Source organism: Streptomyces sp. NPDC020898, from assembly GCF_044333925.1.
GTDB lineage: Bacteria > Actinomycetota > Actinomycetes > Streptomycetales > Streptomycetaceae > Streptomyces.
Genome location: NZ_JBIRRV010000001.1, coordinates 1,296,802 through 1,309,474 on the forward strand (window position 1 = coordinate 1,296,802; position 12,673 = coordinate 1,309,474).

Below are 12,673 nucleotides of genomic sequence, written 5' to 3' on the forward strand. Positions count from 1 at the left end.
GGGGCGGATCCGTCCGGGCCGCCCTGCCGGGACCGGAGGTGAAGAGGACATGGGACACGGTGGAGACGTGATCGACGAGCTGACGGCCGATCACCGGGAGGTCGAGGAGTTCTTCTCGAAGATCGAGGCGCTGCCCCCCGGTGACAAGAACCGCAAGCTGTACGCCGACCAGGCCACGATGGAACTGGTCCGGCACTCGGTGGCGGAGGAGGAGTACCTCTACCCTGCGGTCCGCGCACATGTGGCGGGCGGCGACGCACTGGCCGACAAGGAGATCGAGGACCACTCCAAGGCCGAGCTGATCATGAAGGACCTGGAAAGCTGCGAGGCGGACACCCCCGGATTCGACCGGCTGGTGACCTCGCTCATGAGCGAGGTCCGGGCGCACATCGCCGAGGAGGAAAAGGACCTCTTCCCCAGGCTGCGCGCCTCGTGTCCCACCGATGACCTGGCCGAACTGGGCGACAAGGTCCGCCGGGCGAAGAAGCTGGCGCCGACCCGCCCGCACCCCTCCGCCCCGGACGAGCCCCCGGCCAGCAAGCTGCTCGCGCCGGGAGTCGGCGCGATCGACCGCCTGCGCGACGCGGTGACGGGGCGGGGCAAGCCCGGCTGACGTTGCCACCCCGCCGCCCCTCCGCCCGCCGACGGGCAGGCCGTGCCTGTCGACGAACGACGTGGGCGCCACGCGTCCTCGACCGAGCGCCGAAACCGAAAGGAGCGTCCGTCATGACGACTCCTGATCCCGACCCGATGCGAACCCCGGGGACAGCCCCGGGCGGTGACACACCCCGCGGTGGCTCACCCCGCCGTGGCACACCCACGTCTCACCGGGTCCAGTACGTGATGTTGCGGAAGCGGGCCTCGGCGCGGCCGGTGCCGTGGTGGTAGACGCCGTTCTTGAAGTGCCGGGTGGCGGGGCCCCGGTCCGCCGCCGTCAGGACCAGGGCGTCGTCGAAATAGACCTCGACGCTGCCGGTCGACGCGTTGTGCGCGAGTTTGACGTTGAACCATGTGTCGTAGGCGTTGGTCTTGAGGACCGTGCGGTCGTACGCCCGTACCGTGCCGCCGCTCGTGTTGTAGGCGTTGAGCATGAAGTCCGTGGCCGGGGTGCCCTCGGGGTGGATCACGCGGAGGATCTGGACGAAGGTCGCGCCGTTCGTACCGGCCGGGAGGTACACGTCGGCGTCCCACATGTGCCGGCCGGACGTGTACTCCTGACGCCAGCGCATTTCGGTACGCGGGTCGGTCGAACTGCCCTGCGACATGGGCTCGTCGGTGTCGTGGACCCACATACGGTGGACGCCGCCGCTGCTGGCGTACCGGTCACCCAGGGCCAGGTTCCACGGCTTCTGCATGCCGTACGTGAACGCTGTCCTGGTCCAGCCGTCGGTGGGCGACGCGGCGGAGGAAGCGGAGGTTACGGAGGAGGCGGAGGCCGTCGTCGCCTGCGTCGTCACCCACGCCGCACCTCCGGCGAGTAAGCCTCCGGCTGCCAGGACCGTGCGCCTTGATGGGTTCACGTCACGTCCACCTTTTCGGTCAGTCATCGGATCTATCTTTCGGCGGATCGTAGAACTGACCGCGAAGTGCGTCAACGTTCACACCATGCCGAAGATAGATCCGATGTGCACAACCGAAGGTTCAGGCCAATGCCCCTACCCAATACCTCTACTTCACCGCGCGGCCGAACACCGGGTGGTAGCTCTCCGGCGGGGCGAGGTAGCTGACGGGCAGTCCTCCCGTGTCGATGACGATCTGGTCCACGGCGATCGCGGCGTCGACCATGAAGATCCGCAGATCGTGCTCGCCGGGTTCGGTGACGGTCACCGTGGCGGTCAGCCTCTCGACGCCGTCCTCCACGTTGCGGGCCCAGGCGTCGCCCCGGTTGCCCGTCGCGACGGACTGCCCCGACAGGACCGTCACCGGCTGGTCGTCGAGGGACACCGCCACCCGGCGGTGGCCCCGCTCGTCGAGGGACGGCAGCCGGAAGACGGTGACCCGGAAGGTGCCGGTACTGCGGAAACTCACCCGGTATCTCAACTCCGGTGCCCGCGCCGCGAAGTCGGCGGTGACCGGCGCCGCCGTCGACGGCACCGCCTCCACCGCGCCCGTACGACGGCCCAGCCCGCGCACGGTCCGCCAGCGGGCCCCGCCACGCGCCACCCGGCGGTCGGTGTGCGCGGCGTCGATCGAGACGTACCCGTGCGCCTCGACGAACCCGCGGGACGAACGGCGGGCCCGTTCACCGTCGTTGCGCACACTCAGCGGTACGTCGACCCGCTGCCCGGCACCGGTGACGGTGACCGTCGCGTCGTACGCGCCCTCGGGCACCCGCGCCCAGTCGATGTCCACCCACACCCGGGTCTGGTCGGTCAGGGAGCCCGCCGCCTCGCTCAGCCGGACCCAGGGATGACTGGCCTCCGCCGTCCAACTCACCGGCAGGAAACCGGTGTTGAAGACGTCCACGAAGCGGCGGTCCCTCGTGTAGGAGGAGAAGGACAGGGGGCGTGCCGTCCCCGTCTCGTTGCCCTCGGTCGCCACCCCCAGCCCGGACGTCTCCTGCCGGGCGACCCTGCTGACACTTGGACGGCCCGGCGCCTTCGGGATCTGTGAGGGGTACGGATTGACGATCCCGTCCCATTTCCCGCCCGCCACCTCGGTGTTGTAGCGCTTGGTGAGCGCGACCTCCGTGGCGTGCGCCGTCTCGGCCAGGTCCGCGAAGGTGTTGGTCCCCGCGCCGCGTCCCTGGCGTACCGCGAGTGCGTTGCGCTCCGCCCAGTAGTACTTCAGGTTCATCAAGTACGCGCCGTGCACCGGGTATTCGACCAGTTCGAAGTAGGCGTCCCGGTACGGCTCGGGCAGCTTGGCGCCGAGGGCCCGCGCCCGCGCCAGCAGTTGCTCGTACGCGGCCATTCTGCGTCCCGCCTCGTCGCCGTGGTGGACCACGGAGAGGAGGCCCTTGGCGATGAACTCCGGGCGCAGTTCCGCCGCGAGGCGGTAGTACTCGGTGCGGATCGCGGCGATCTCACGGCCGTGGCGACGCCCGAACTGCCGGCCGGCCCACTCGACCAGGAAGGCCTCCACGCCCTCCACGCCCTCCACGCCCTTGACGCCCTCCACTCCCTCGGCGTCCCATCGGTCCACGTCCCAGGCCATGTCCATGGCGAAGGAAAGACCCGTCTCGATCGACTTGACGTCCCCCACGTTGAAGATCCACATCCGGTCGACGCCGTGCTCGTACACCCGGCGCAACTCCTGCCAGACCTTGGCCAGTTGGGTGGTGTCCAGCCACAGATAGCTCTTGGGACGGCCCCAGTAGGAGAGGTGGTAGTAGATGCCGTTGCCGCCCTCACGCCCGCGCTCCGCGTCGTTCGGCAGCTGGCGCATGTTGCCGTGGTTGTCGTCCGGCCAGATGAGCGTGACGTCGTCGGGCACCTGGACGCCCGCGTTGTAGAGGTCCAGGACCTCCTTGTACGGGATGAAGATCTGCGGCGCGGCCGCCGCGCCGACCTCCTCGGCCAGGATGCGGCGCTGGTCGGCGATGATGTCGTTCATCACCACGACCTTCTCGGGGATCGTCGTGGCGTACCTGGTCTCCAGCGCGCTGTCGTGCAGGCCTCGCATGCCGAGCGTCCAACTGCTGTCGTACGTGGCGTTCTGCCGGGCCCGGGCTCTCCAGTAGTCGGAGATGACGCCCGGGTTCACCGTGTAGTCGTACACGGGCAAAGTGCCGTCCGGGCCCGGGTGCTCCGCCGCCCACGGGTCCCATTCGTGGACGCCGTTGCGCAGCAGGGCCTCCGGGTGGCTGGAGCCGACGACGATGCCGTACCGCTCGGCCAGTTCGGGGTTCTCTCGGTGCTTGTTGAAGAAGTCGGAGTACGGATGCATGGCCGGCCAGAGGTAGTTGGCCTTCAGGCGGAGGAGCAGTTCGAAGACCCGCTTGTACGTCTCGGGTCCGATGTTCTTGTCCGGTTCCTGGGTGCGGCGGGACCAAGTGGTCAGGTTCTGCTCGTCGTTGATGAAGATGCCCCGGTAGCGGACGGAGGGCTCGCGGCGGGTGAAGGGGCCGGCCTGCACGGTCACCTCGTCGCGGTGCTCCACCGGGACGTCGGCCCACCAGTACCAGGGCGAGACGCCGATACGCTCCGAGGTGTCGTAGATCCCGTAGACCGTGCCGCGCCGGTCGCTGCCCGCGATCACCAGTGCGCGGTCCACGCCGGGGAACGGACGGTCGACCACCTGGGTCACCGAGGCTTCCCAACGCCCTTTCACCCGGGAGACGTTCAGGCGGCCCCGGGCGATGAGCGTGTCGATGACCGGGCTCGCGCCGATCGTGCCGACGACGACCAGGTGCGTGGCCTTGTCCGGGACGGTGTGCAGCAGTCCCGGCCGTATGCCGCTGACCCGTTCGACGTCCGCCTGGAGGTCACCGGCGGCGCGGGTCACGGCGGGGGCGTCGGCCGCGTCCACGAACACGTCGGTGGCCAACCCGTCCCGCACCAGCGGGAATTCGGCCCCGCCGGTTCCGCCGGAGCCGGTTGAGGGGGCGGCGTGGGCGGTCGCAGGCAGTATCCCGGGGATCAGCGGGGCCACTCCGGCGGCGGCCAGTCCGCGCAGGAACGACTTGCGGCTCCATGGCGTCGCCGGGGTCGAAGCCGTCGCCGGGGTCCAAGGTTCTCGGGACGGGCCCTGGGGCGGATTCCCGGACGGCTGTCGCGGACTCTGCGGTTGCTGTGACCGGCCCTGGGGTTCGTGGTGCGGCACGAGACGCTCCCTTTCCGCCCAGAGGCCCGCGCCGGCTCTTCGCACAGCCGGTCAGGGGAGCTGGGCGTTTGAGTGGCTGGGGGTGACTGCGGGTGGGGGGATGAGCAGGCGAAAGGTGCGCGCGCCCACGCTGGGCGCGTTGGCATGGTCAGGCTAGAAAGCGCTTGCCATGCACCCTAGGACAGGCCCGGCCCGGACGTCCAGAACCTCGGACGTCCCGAACCCCGGGACGTCCCGAACCTCGGACGTCCCGAACCCGGGACGTGCCGAACCCCGGGCGTCCCAAACCCCGAACGTCCCCAACCCGGCAACCGTCGGTCGCCCCGCACGAACTCCCCCGGCCCGGGTCACGCCCCCGGCGACGGTCACGCCCCCGGCCGCCCCCGGCGACGGTCAGGCGCCCGGCACGCGGTCCAGGTCGAGGTCGGGGCCGGTCACCCAGTCCGGCTCCGCGACCAGCAGGCCGAGTTGCTCCAGCCCGAGGTCCACGTCGACGGCGTACCGGAACCCGGCGGACTCGGCAGCCGCCGTCCACTCCCCCTCACCGACGGGCACGGCGTGGACGACGCGTCGGCAGCGGGGATCGGCTGCTTGAACGGCTTCCCTGACCGCTCTCAGCAGCGCGGGCCGTACGTCCTGCGGGCACCCGGCGCCGATACGCACCTCCACGTCGTGCGCGCCGACGGGGTAGGTGTCGCGCAGGCGGCCCGACACGCAGCGTTCCAGACGTACGTCCACGGTCACCCCGTTCCCGCCGCCGCGCCGTACGCGGAGGTCGGCCGCGACACGGCCGCCGGACTCCTGGACCGTCTCCCATCCGGGTCCCAGGGTGAGCCGCGTCGGGACGGCGGGCACCGTGAACATCTCAGCGCTCCTCTGCGGCCAGGCGGCGGATCAGGGCCTTGTCGAGCTTGCCCGAGGCGTTGCGCGGGACCGACCGGACCAGTTTCAGGCGCCGGGGCAGCTTGTAGCGGGCCAGGTGGAGGGCGGCGTACTCGCGCAGCTCATCCAAGGTGATCAGTGTGTCGTCGGTCGCGGTGACCACGGCGGCGACGGTCTCGCCCCACTGCTCGTCGGCGACCCCGACCACGGCGACGTCCACGACGCCCGGCATGGCGGCCAGGACGCGCTCGACCTCGGCGGGATAGACGTTCTCACCGCCGCTGATGATCATGTCCTTGAGTCGGTCGACGATGAAGAGGCAGCCGTCCTCGTCGAGGTGGCCGACGTCCCCCGAGTGGAACCAGCCCTCGTCGTCGAAGGCCGCGGCCGTGGCCTGCGGGCTGTTCCAGTAGCCCGCCGTGACGTTCGGTCCACGGACCACGATCTCCCCGGTCTCGCACGGCTTCAGCGGCTCGCCGGTGCCGGCGTCGACGACCCGTACCTCCGTGAACGGCATGGCGATGCCCGCGGATCCGAGCTTGTCCAGGGTGCGTTCGGCCGGCAGGTGCGTGGCGAACGGCGCCGTCTCGGTCAGACCCCATGCCTGCTGGAGGACGATCCCGTGCCCGGCGTAGAGCTCGACGAGCGACGGCGGCACCGGGGCGCCCGCGACCACGATCGCCCGCAGGTCGCTCAGATCCTGGTCGAAGACTCCCGGGACGCGGGCCAGCGCGGCGAACATCTGCGGGACGCCGAACATCGAGTTGACCCGGTGGGTCACCAGGTCGTCGAGACACACCGCCGGGTCGAACCCGCGCCGCACCACGACGGTGCCGCCGCGGACGAGGGTGCGCAGGGCGAAGCTGTTGAGGGCCCCGATGTGGAAGAGCGGTGCGGCGGCGTAGGTCACGTCTCCGCGCCGGGTGTCCAGCCGCAGTTCGACGTTGACGGCGTTCCACCAGTTGTTGCCGTGGGTGAGGACAACTCCCTTGGGCGTACCGGTGGTTCCCGAGGTGAACATCAGGACGGCCGGGTCGTCGGCCTTCTTCGGTACGACGGAGGGGCTCGGGGGTGCGGTGCCGATCAGCGCCGACCAGGGTTCCCAGCCGGCGGCTTCCTCCGTGGCCGCCGGGATCTCCGGGTCGTCGTCCACCAGGAGGAGGCGCCCCAACTCCGTGTCCCCGCGCACCGCTTCGACACTCGCGCGGTGTCCCTCCTCGCAGACGATCACCGTGGCGCCGCTGCCGTTCAGGACACCGCGCAGTTCGGGTTCGGCGAGGCGGAAGTTGACCGGGACGAAGACGGCGCCGATGCGGAAGGCCGCGAGCATGGTCACCAGGAACGCCGGGCTGTTGAGGCCCAGATAGGCGACCCGGTCCCCGTCGGTGGCACCTCCCGTCGCCAGGACGCTCGCCAGCCTGGCCGCCCTGTCGTCCAGTTGGGCGTAGGTCAGGTCGCCTCCCGGATACCGCACAACCACACTGTCGCCCTGGTGGCGCGCGTTGCGGGCGACCGCCGCCGCCGGATTGAGGTCGACCTGGAGGCCGGAGTTGCGCGGGTGGGGTCTCGTCACTGTCGGCTCCTCGTCGAGCTTCGTCAGTTGCCGGTCGTTGTAGATCGGTAGTGAGCACGTGTCGGTCGGTCCGCCGGGCGTCTCAGAGATCGTCGCCACCGGCGGCACGTGCGAACCCTCGTACGCCGATCCCGCCGTCGACGGAGATGGCGTGGCCGGTGATGGGGCCGCTCTGCTCGCGGGCCGCGAGCAGGACGTACGGGCCGGTGAAGTCACGCGGGTCCGTGCTGGAGTCGTGCAGCGGGATGAGCGGGGGCGGGGTGTCCGGGCCCTTCCTGGCGAAGGACGCGGAGATCGAGCGGTCGCCGAGGGCCAGGGACTCGGGGCCGCGCAGGTCGGTGTTCATACCGCCGCAGGCGACGCCGTTGACGCGGACCCTGGGGGCGAGTTCGTAGGCGAGTTCGCGCATGAGGCCCAGGCAGGCGTGCTTGCTGGCGGTGTAGAGGGGGCCGCCGCCGTTGACGTAGAAACTGGCGTTGGACAGTGTCATGACGATGCTGCCGCGGGTCTTCACCAGTTCCCGCCAGGAGGCCTCGGCGGCGAGCAGATAGCCCTTGACGTTGATGGAGAAGACCTCGTCGAAGGCGCTGTCGAGTTCCTCGGCGCCCAGCCGGGTGAGCTGACGCTGGTAGTCCCACACACCGGCGTTGGCGACGAGCGTGTCGAGCTTGCCGAAGCGTTCGACGGTCTCGGCGACGGCGGTGTGCAGCCGTTCGGAGTCCCGTACGTCACCGGTGACGGTGTGGACGCGGGTCGGGTCGGGGGCGGCGGCCACCACCTCGTCCAGCTGGTCCTTCCGTCGGCCGAGGACCGTGACCGACGCGCCCTCGGCGAGGAAGCGTTCGGCGACCGCGCGGCCGATGCCGGTGCCGCCGCCGGTGATCAGGACGGCGTATCCGTCCAGCCAGCCGCCGCTCACGACCGCTCCGCCAGGAAGTCCGCGACCAGCGTCTCGAACTCGCGCTGCCGTTCCAGCTGCACCCAGTGACCGCAGCGGCCGAACACGTGCAGCTGAACGTCGCGGATCTGCCGGAGCATCAACTGGGCGCCGTCGAGGGTGATCGTGCGGTCGTCGCGGCCCCAGAGCAGCAGGGTCGGCGACTCGATCCGGTGCAGGTCCCGCCAGAGGGGGTCCATGCCGCCGCGCTTGCCGAAGGCGGCGTTGTAGCGGTGGTAGAAGGCGATGTGGCTCGCGTCGAGCGAGGCCTCGTAGCGGGCCCTGACGACGTCCTCGCCGAACTGCCGGTGGTCGAAGACCATGGTCCGGATGAACGCGGCCATCTTCTTCTCGGTCGGGCCGCCGCCGTTGTAGTAGCGGAACATCTCCTTCTGGCCCTCCGTGGGCGTCGGCCCGAAGGGGAGCCAGCCGCCGCCGGGGGCCATCAGCACCAGCCGGGTGACGCGCTCGGGGCGCTGCTGGGCCATGGCGATCGCGGCGGCGCCGCCGAGGCTGTTGCCGAGCAGGTGGAAGGTGCCGATGCCGAGGGAGTCGAGTGCCTGGAAGAGGGCGTCGACCGTGATCTCGGTGATGGACCGTGCGTCGAGGTCCGTCTCGGTCGGGCGGTAACTGGCCCCGAATCCCGGCTGGTCGGGCAGGACGACGCGGAAGTGCCGGGCCAACGCCGGGAGGTTCTGGTGGTAGTTGCTGACGCCGGACGCGCCCGGTCCGCCACCGTGCAGCATCACCAGCACCGGCCCGTCGCCGGTCTCGGCCACGGCGACCTCACCCAGCGAGGTGGCGACGCGATGGTGCTTGAGTTCGAGGTCGAGGTCGGTCACGACGGTCCCCATCAGAAGAAGTCAGAAGAAGTCAGCAGGAGTCAGCAGAGGCTGGGAGAGATCAGGAGAGGTCAGAAGAACGTGGAGATGTTCTTCGCCAGCAGGATGTTCTGGTCGAGGAGGACGGTCCGGCGGGCCACCCGCAGGGCGCCGTCGTCGACGCGCCGCAGGATGTCCGTGCGGCTGCCGGCGAAGACGTTCTCCTCGCGTTCGAGGCGGTTGCGGTAGACGAGGAACGCGGAGCGTACGGAGAGGTCGTCCGCCGTGAACTCCGGGTTGTCGGCCGGGTCGACATGCCGGACCAGCACGTTCGTCACCAGGTGGCGGGTGCGGGAGGGCGGGTCCTCGGCCCAGGCCATGCCCGAGTCGAAGCGCCGGATGCGCCAGGCGAGGCTCTCCTTGGTCTCGTCGTAGAAGGCGGCCTCGCCCCGCGCGGCCACCGACAGCGCCTGCTGCCGGCGCAGCCGGTTGGAGCGGGTGGGCATCCAGTAGTCGAGGTCGTCGGCGAGCAGGTCGAGCCAGTCGGCGTAGCGGCCGTCGTCGAGGAGGGCGGCCTCCTCGTAGTAGAACTGCTCGACCTCGAAGTGGGTGTCGCGGTCGGCGCGCAGGCCCGCACGGGTGCCGGCCGGTCCGGTGGTCGTCGTCACGGTGTCATCCGGTCCTTTCTCCGTCGGGGGCGGTACGCAGCAGGGCGCGCGGGTTCACGGCGGGGTCGGACAGCCGCCCGGCGTCGGCCGGGACCCGGCGGTCGATCATGCGGCGGGCGGCGCGTACGGCGGCGGAGTCGTCGACCGAGGCCGCGGCGACGACGTGTCCGCCGCGCAGGCCGAAGACCGTGAACGCCGGGTCGTCGCAGGAGCCCCGGAGCACGGTCCGTTCCGCGTCGGCCATGTGGCCGACGGCTTCGATGTGCCGGCCGTGCCGGTCCGTCCAGAACCAGGGGACCGTCGGTGCCGGTGCCGGGGCGCCGAGGATCGTCGCGGCGGCCCGCGCCCCGTCGTGCTGGGCCGCCTCCCAGTGCTCGGTGCGGGGCAGGAGCACCCCGTCGTGCCGGGTGCGGGCGGGGTCGCCGACGGCGAGCACCGCCGGGTTCGACGTCACCTGTCCGGTGTCGACCACGATCCCCCGGTCGGTCTCCAGCCCCGCCCGCTCGGCGAGTTCGGTGTTCGCCACCATGCCCACGCCGAGCACGACGACGTCGTACGACCGCAGCCCGGTCCTGCCCGCGAGCCGTGCCTCGATGTGGCCGCCGCGGTCCGTGAGGGCCTCCACGGTCGTCTGCGCGGTCGTGACGTGGTGCCAGGTGTGGAGGTCGTGCAGCCAGCCGGCGAGCTCCGTGCCGAGCACGGACACGAGGGGCGTGGCCAGCGGGTCGACCAGGGTGACCTCGCAGCCCAGGCGTACGGCTGTGGAGGCGGCCTCCGACCCGATCAGACCGGCGCCCACGACCAACACCCGGGCGCCCGGGGTGAGTTGTGGGCGAAGCCGGTCGGCGTCGGTGGCGGTGCGCAGGACGTGGACGCGTTCGCTGTCGAGGCCGGGGACCGGGGGGCGGGCCGCGCCGCCGCCGGTGGCGAGGACGACGCGGTCGGCGGGCAGCAGGGTGCCGTCCGCCAGCTCGACCTTGCCTTCGCGGGGGCGCAGGGCGGTGACGGCGGTGCGGTTGAGGAGGCGGACGCGCTGGTCGTCGTACCACCGGGACGACTGGAGGGCGAGCTGGCCGATGTTCTTGGCGCCGGACAGGAAGTCCTTGGACAGGGGCGGGCGGTCGTACGGGAACTCGCCGGGGTCGACGAGTGTCAGGTCGCCGTCGAAGCCGCCCGCGCGCAGGGCGCCGGCCGTGCTGACGCCGGCGATGCCGCCGCCCACGACGACCACGCGGGCCACACGGTCGCCGGTCATGGTGTCTGTCCGGGGAAGAGGTAGACCTGGCCGTCGCGGACCTCGACGCGGTGCGGGCAGGCGTTCCTGGTCGCGGGCAGGCCCTGGACCTCGCCGTTCTTCAGGCAGAACTTGCTGGAGTGCAGGGGGCATTCGACGAAACCGTCCTCGACCCAGCCGTCCGCCAGCGAGGCGTCCTCGTGGGTACAGGTGTCGTCGAGGGCGTACACCGTGTCGTCGGTGTCACGCAGCAGGGCGATGTCGTCCGCGGTTCCGGTGACGGCCCTGGCGACGGCGATTCCCTCGCCCTGGGGGATGTCGGCCAGGGCCGCCACGCGGATACCGGTGCCGGTGCTCGTGCTGCTCACTTCGTCTCCTCGTGGCACGTCTCGTGCCAGGCAGGGGTGTTCATCAGTTCGCGCCAGCGTCCGTAGAAGGCCCGGCCGGCCGCGTCGCTGTACAGGTCGCTCGTCCGGCCCGGGTGGCGGCCGTCCTCGCGTTCGCTGCCCATGCCCATCTGGTAGTTGAGGGGGACACCGTTGGTGATGAAGCCGTTCGAGATCGCCTGGACCTCGCTCCAGTTCTCACCGTCGTCCTGCTCGAAGATCCCGCTGGGCCCGAACGTCCGCAGGTTGTACAGGCGTTGGGCCTCGCGGACCTCCTCCGGCATCGATCTGTCGACGACGGTCCAGGCCCACACCTCCATCCGGTCGGGGCCCTTGGGGTGCCAGATCCGGATGGAGCCGTTGACGGGCAGGTAGGAGAAGTTGGGGAAGACGGTGGCGTGTCCGTTGGTCAGGGGGCCCTCGACGCGGGCCTCGCCGAGCCGCTCCCGCAGGGCGTCGTAGTCCGTCCACTCGTGCACGGTCCGGGCGTCGAAGCGGTTCTTCGGGTGGACGGGGAAGCCCGCGCCGTTGCCGTTCGCGTCCAGGTACTGGCGGCCGGTGCGGTGCACGACCTCGCCCTTGGGCTGCTTGCCGGGGGGCGCGAGGAGCATGAGCGCCGAGGCGTGGCTCATGTTGACGTGGTACCAGTCGGTCGCGAACTGCTCGGCCGCCAGCTTCCAGTTGCCCTCCAGGACCCACTTGTGGACCCCGCCGACCACGACGGTGCCCTCGTCGTCGTGGTCGAGCATGGCGTCCATGTACCAGGCCATGTCGCCGAGTTGCTCGCGCAGCGGAGCCGCGTCCGGGTTCCAGGTGCCGAAGATCAGCCCGCGGTGGCTCTCCACCTGAGGGACCTCCACCAGGCCCCACTCCCCCGTCGCGAACGAGTCGGGATAGCCGTCCTTGTTGGGCACGCTGACCAACGAGCCGTCCAGGTTGTAGGACCAACCGTGGTACGTGCAGGTGAAGTTGCGGGTGGTGCCGAAGTCGGCGCGGCAGACGCGGGCGCCGCGGTGGCGGCAGGAGTTGAGGTAGGCGCGGACACGGCGGTCCCGGTCGAGGGTGACGATGACCGGGTCCTCGCCCATGTACGTGGTGAAGAAGTCACCGGGCTTGTGGAACTGGTCGGTGTGCGCGAGGAACAGCCAGCTCGGCGCGAACACGCGGCGCAGCTCCTGCCGGTACAGCTCCTGGTCGGTGAAGACGACGCGGTCCAGCAGTCCGCCCTCGGTGTCGACGAGCCCGGAGACGTCGGTGTTCCGCGCGAGGTCCGCCGGGCGCCGCAGGGCTCCGCGCGGGGCCGGGGTGGCCGCGCGCCGAGCTTCGATGCCCTGGGGTTCGATGCCCTGGGGTTCGATCGTCGAGGTCATGGCCACAGGCAACAGCAGCAGGTCGGGCCGCTTCCATC

General features: G+C 70.9%; 11 protein-coding genes. 1 reads left to right on the plus strand and 10 read right to left on the minus strand.

From position 1 onward, the window contains the following. Nucleotides 1–49: 49 nt before the first annotated feature. Nucleotides 50–613 (plus strand): hemerythrin domain-containing protein, encoded by a 564-nt coding sequence (locus tag ACH4TV_RS05650; RefSeq protein WP_398394493.1) that lies wholly within the window; start codon nt 50–52, stop codon nt 611–613. 211 nt (nt 614–824) lie between these two features. Here ACH4TV_RS05650 and ACH4TV_RS05655 read toward each other — a convergent pair whose 3' ends face one another. The 10 genes from ACH4TV_RS05655 to ACH4TV_RS05700 all read right to left on the minus strand — a co-directional run bounded on the left by ACH4TV_RS05655 (nt 825) and on the right by ACH4TV_RS05700 (nt 12,635). Next, on the minus strand, nt 825–1,547 hold the full coding sequence (locus ACH4TV_RS05655) for a cinnamyl alcohol dehydrogenase (protein ID WP_398394495.1): 723 nt from the start codon (nt 1,545–1,547) through the stop codon (nt 825–827). Between the two features lie 121 nt (nt 1,548–1,668). Continuing rightward, the gene (locus ACH4TV_RS05660) at nt 1,669–4,608 is read right to left on the minus strand and encodes a glycosyl hydrolase 115 family protein (protein ID WP_398395377.1); all 2,940 of its coding nucleotides are present in this window, start codon (nt 4,606–4,608) and stop codon (nt 1,669–1,671) included. A gap of 549 nt (nt 4,609–5,157) precedes the next feature. Next, nucleotides 5,158–5,628, minus strand: a complete 471-nt coding sequence (locus tag ACH4TV_RS05665; protein ID WP_398394497.1) for a hypothetical protein — start codon at nt 5,626–5,628, stop codon at nt 5,158–5,160. A gap of 1 nt (nt 5,629) precedes the next feature. Beyond that, the gene (locus ACH4TV_RS05670; protein ID WP_398394499.1) at nt 5,630–7,219 is read right to left on the minus strand and encodes an AMP-binding protein; all 1,590 of its coding nucleotides are present in this window, start codon (nt 7,217–7,219) and stop codon (nt 5,630–5,632) included. Nucleotides 7,220–7,301: 82 nt separating this feature from the next. Beyond that, on the minus strand, nt 7,302–8,138 hold the full coding sequence (gene hcaB, locus ACH4TV_RS05675; protein WP_398394501.1) for a 3-(cis-5,6-dihydroxycyclohexa-1,3-dien-1-yl)propanoate dehydrogenase: 837 nt from the start codon (nt 8,136–8,138) through the stop codon (nt 7,302–7,304). Further along, nucleotides 8,135–9,010 carry an alpha/beta fold hydrolase gene (locus tag ACH4TV_RS05680; RefSeq protein ID WP_398394503.1) on the minus strand — a complete coding sequence of 292 codons (876 nt, stop codon included), beginning with the start codon at nt 9,008–9,010 and terminating at the stop codon, nt 8,135–8,137. Before ACH4TV_RS05680 ends, hcaB begins: the two co-directional genes overlap by 4 nt. Nucleotides 9,011–9,069: 59 nt before the next feature. Further along, on the minus strand, nt 9,070–9,645 hold the full coding sequence (locus ACH4TV_RS05685; RefSeq protein WP_398394504.1) for a 3-phenylpropionate/cinnamic acid dioxygenase subunit beta: 576 nt from the start codon (nt 9,643–9,645) through the stop codon (nt 9,070–9,072). 4 nt (nt 9,646–9,649) lie between these two features. Beyond that, on the minus strand, nt 9,650–10,900 hold the full coding sequence (locus ACH4TV_RS05690) for an NAD(P)/FAD-dependent oxidoreductase (RefSeq protein ID WP_398394506.1): 1,251 nt from the start codon (nt 10,898–10,900) through the stop codon (nt 9,650–9,652). Beyond that, a complete protein-coding gene (locus tag ACH4TV_RS05695; RefSeq protein ID WP_398394508.1) occupies nt 10,897–11,247 on the minus strand; it encodes a non-heme iron oxygenase ferredoxin subunit in 351 nt (116 codons plus the stop codon). Before ACH4TV_RS05695 ends, ACH4TV_RS05690 begins: the two co-directional genes overlap by 4 nt. Then, on the minus strand, nt 11,244–12,635 hold the full coding sequence (locus ACH4TV_RS05700; protein ID WP_398394510.1) for an aromatic ring-hydroxylating dioxygenase subunit alpha: 1,392 nt from the start codon (nt 12,633–12,635) through the stop codon (nt 11,244–11,246). Before ACH4TV_RS05700 ends, ACH4TV_RS05695 begins: the two co-directional genes overlap by 4 nt. Between the last annotated feature and the right edge of the window lie 38 nt (nt 12,636–12,673).

Excerpts from the sequence above, each read along its gene's own strand:
- ACH4TV_RS05650 (WP_398394493.1), top strand. The coding sequence starts at position 50 with ATGGGACACGGTGGAGACGTGATCGACGAGCTGACGGCCGATCACCGG.
- ACH4TV_RS05655 (WP_398394495.1), bottom strand. The coding sequence starts at position 1,547 with ATGACTGACCGAAAAGGTGGACGTGACGTGAACCCATCAAGGCGCACG.
- ACH4TV_RS05665 (WP_398394497.1), bottom strand. The coding sequence starts at position 5,628 with ATGTTCACGGTGCCCGCCGTCCCGACGCGGCTCACCCTGGGACCCGGA.
- ACH4TV_RS05680 (WP_398394503.1), bottom strand. The coding sequence starts at position 9,010 with ATGGGGACCGTCGTGACCGACCTCGACCTCGAACTCAAGCACCATCGC.
- ACH4TV_RS05690 (WP_398394506.1), bottom strand. The coding sequence starts at position 10,900 with ATGACCGGCGACCGTGTGGCCCGCGTGGTCGTCGTGGGCGGCGGCATC.
- ACH4TV_RS05700 (WP_398394510.1), bottom strand. The coding sequence starts at position 12,635 with ATGACCTCGACGATCGAACCCCAGGGCATCGAACCCCAGGGCATCGAA.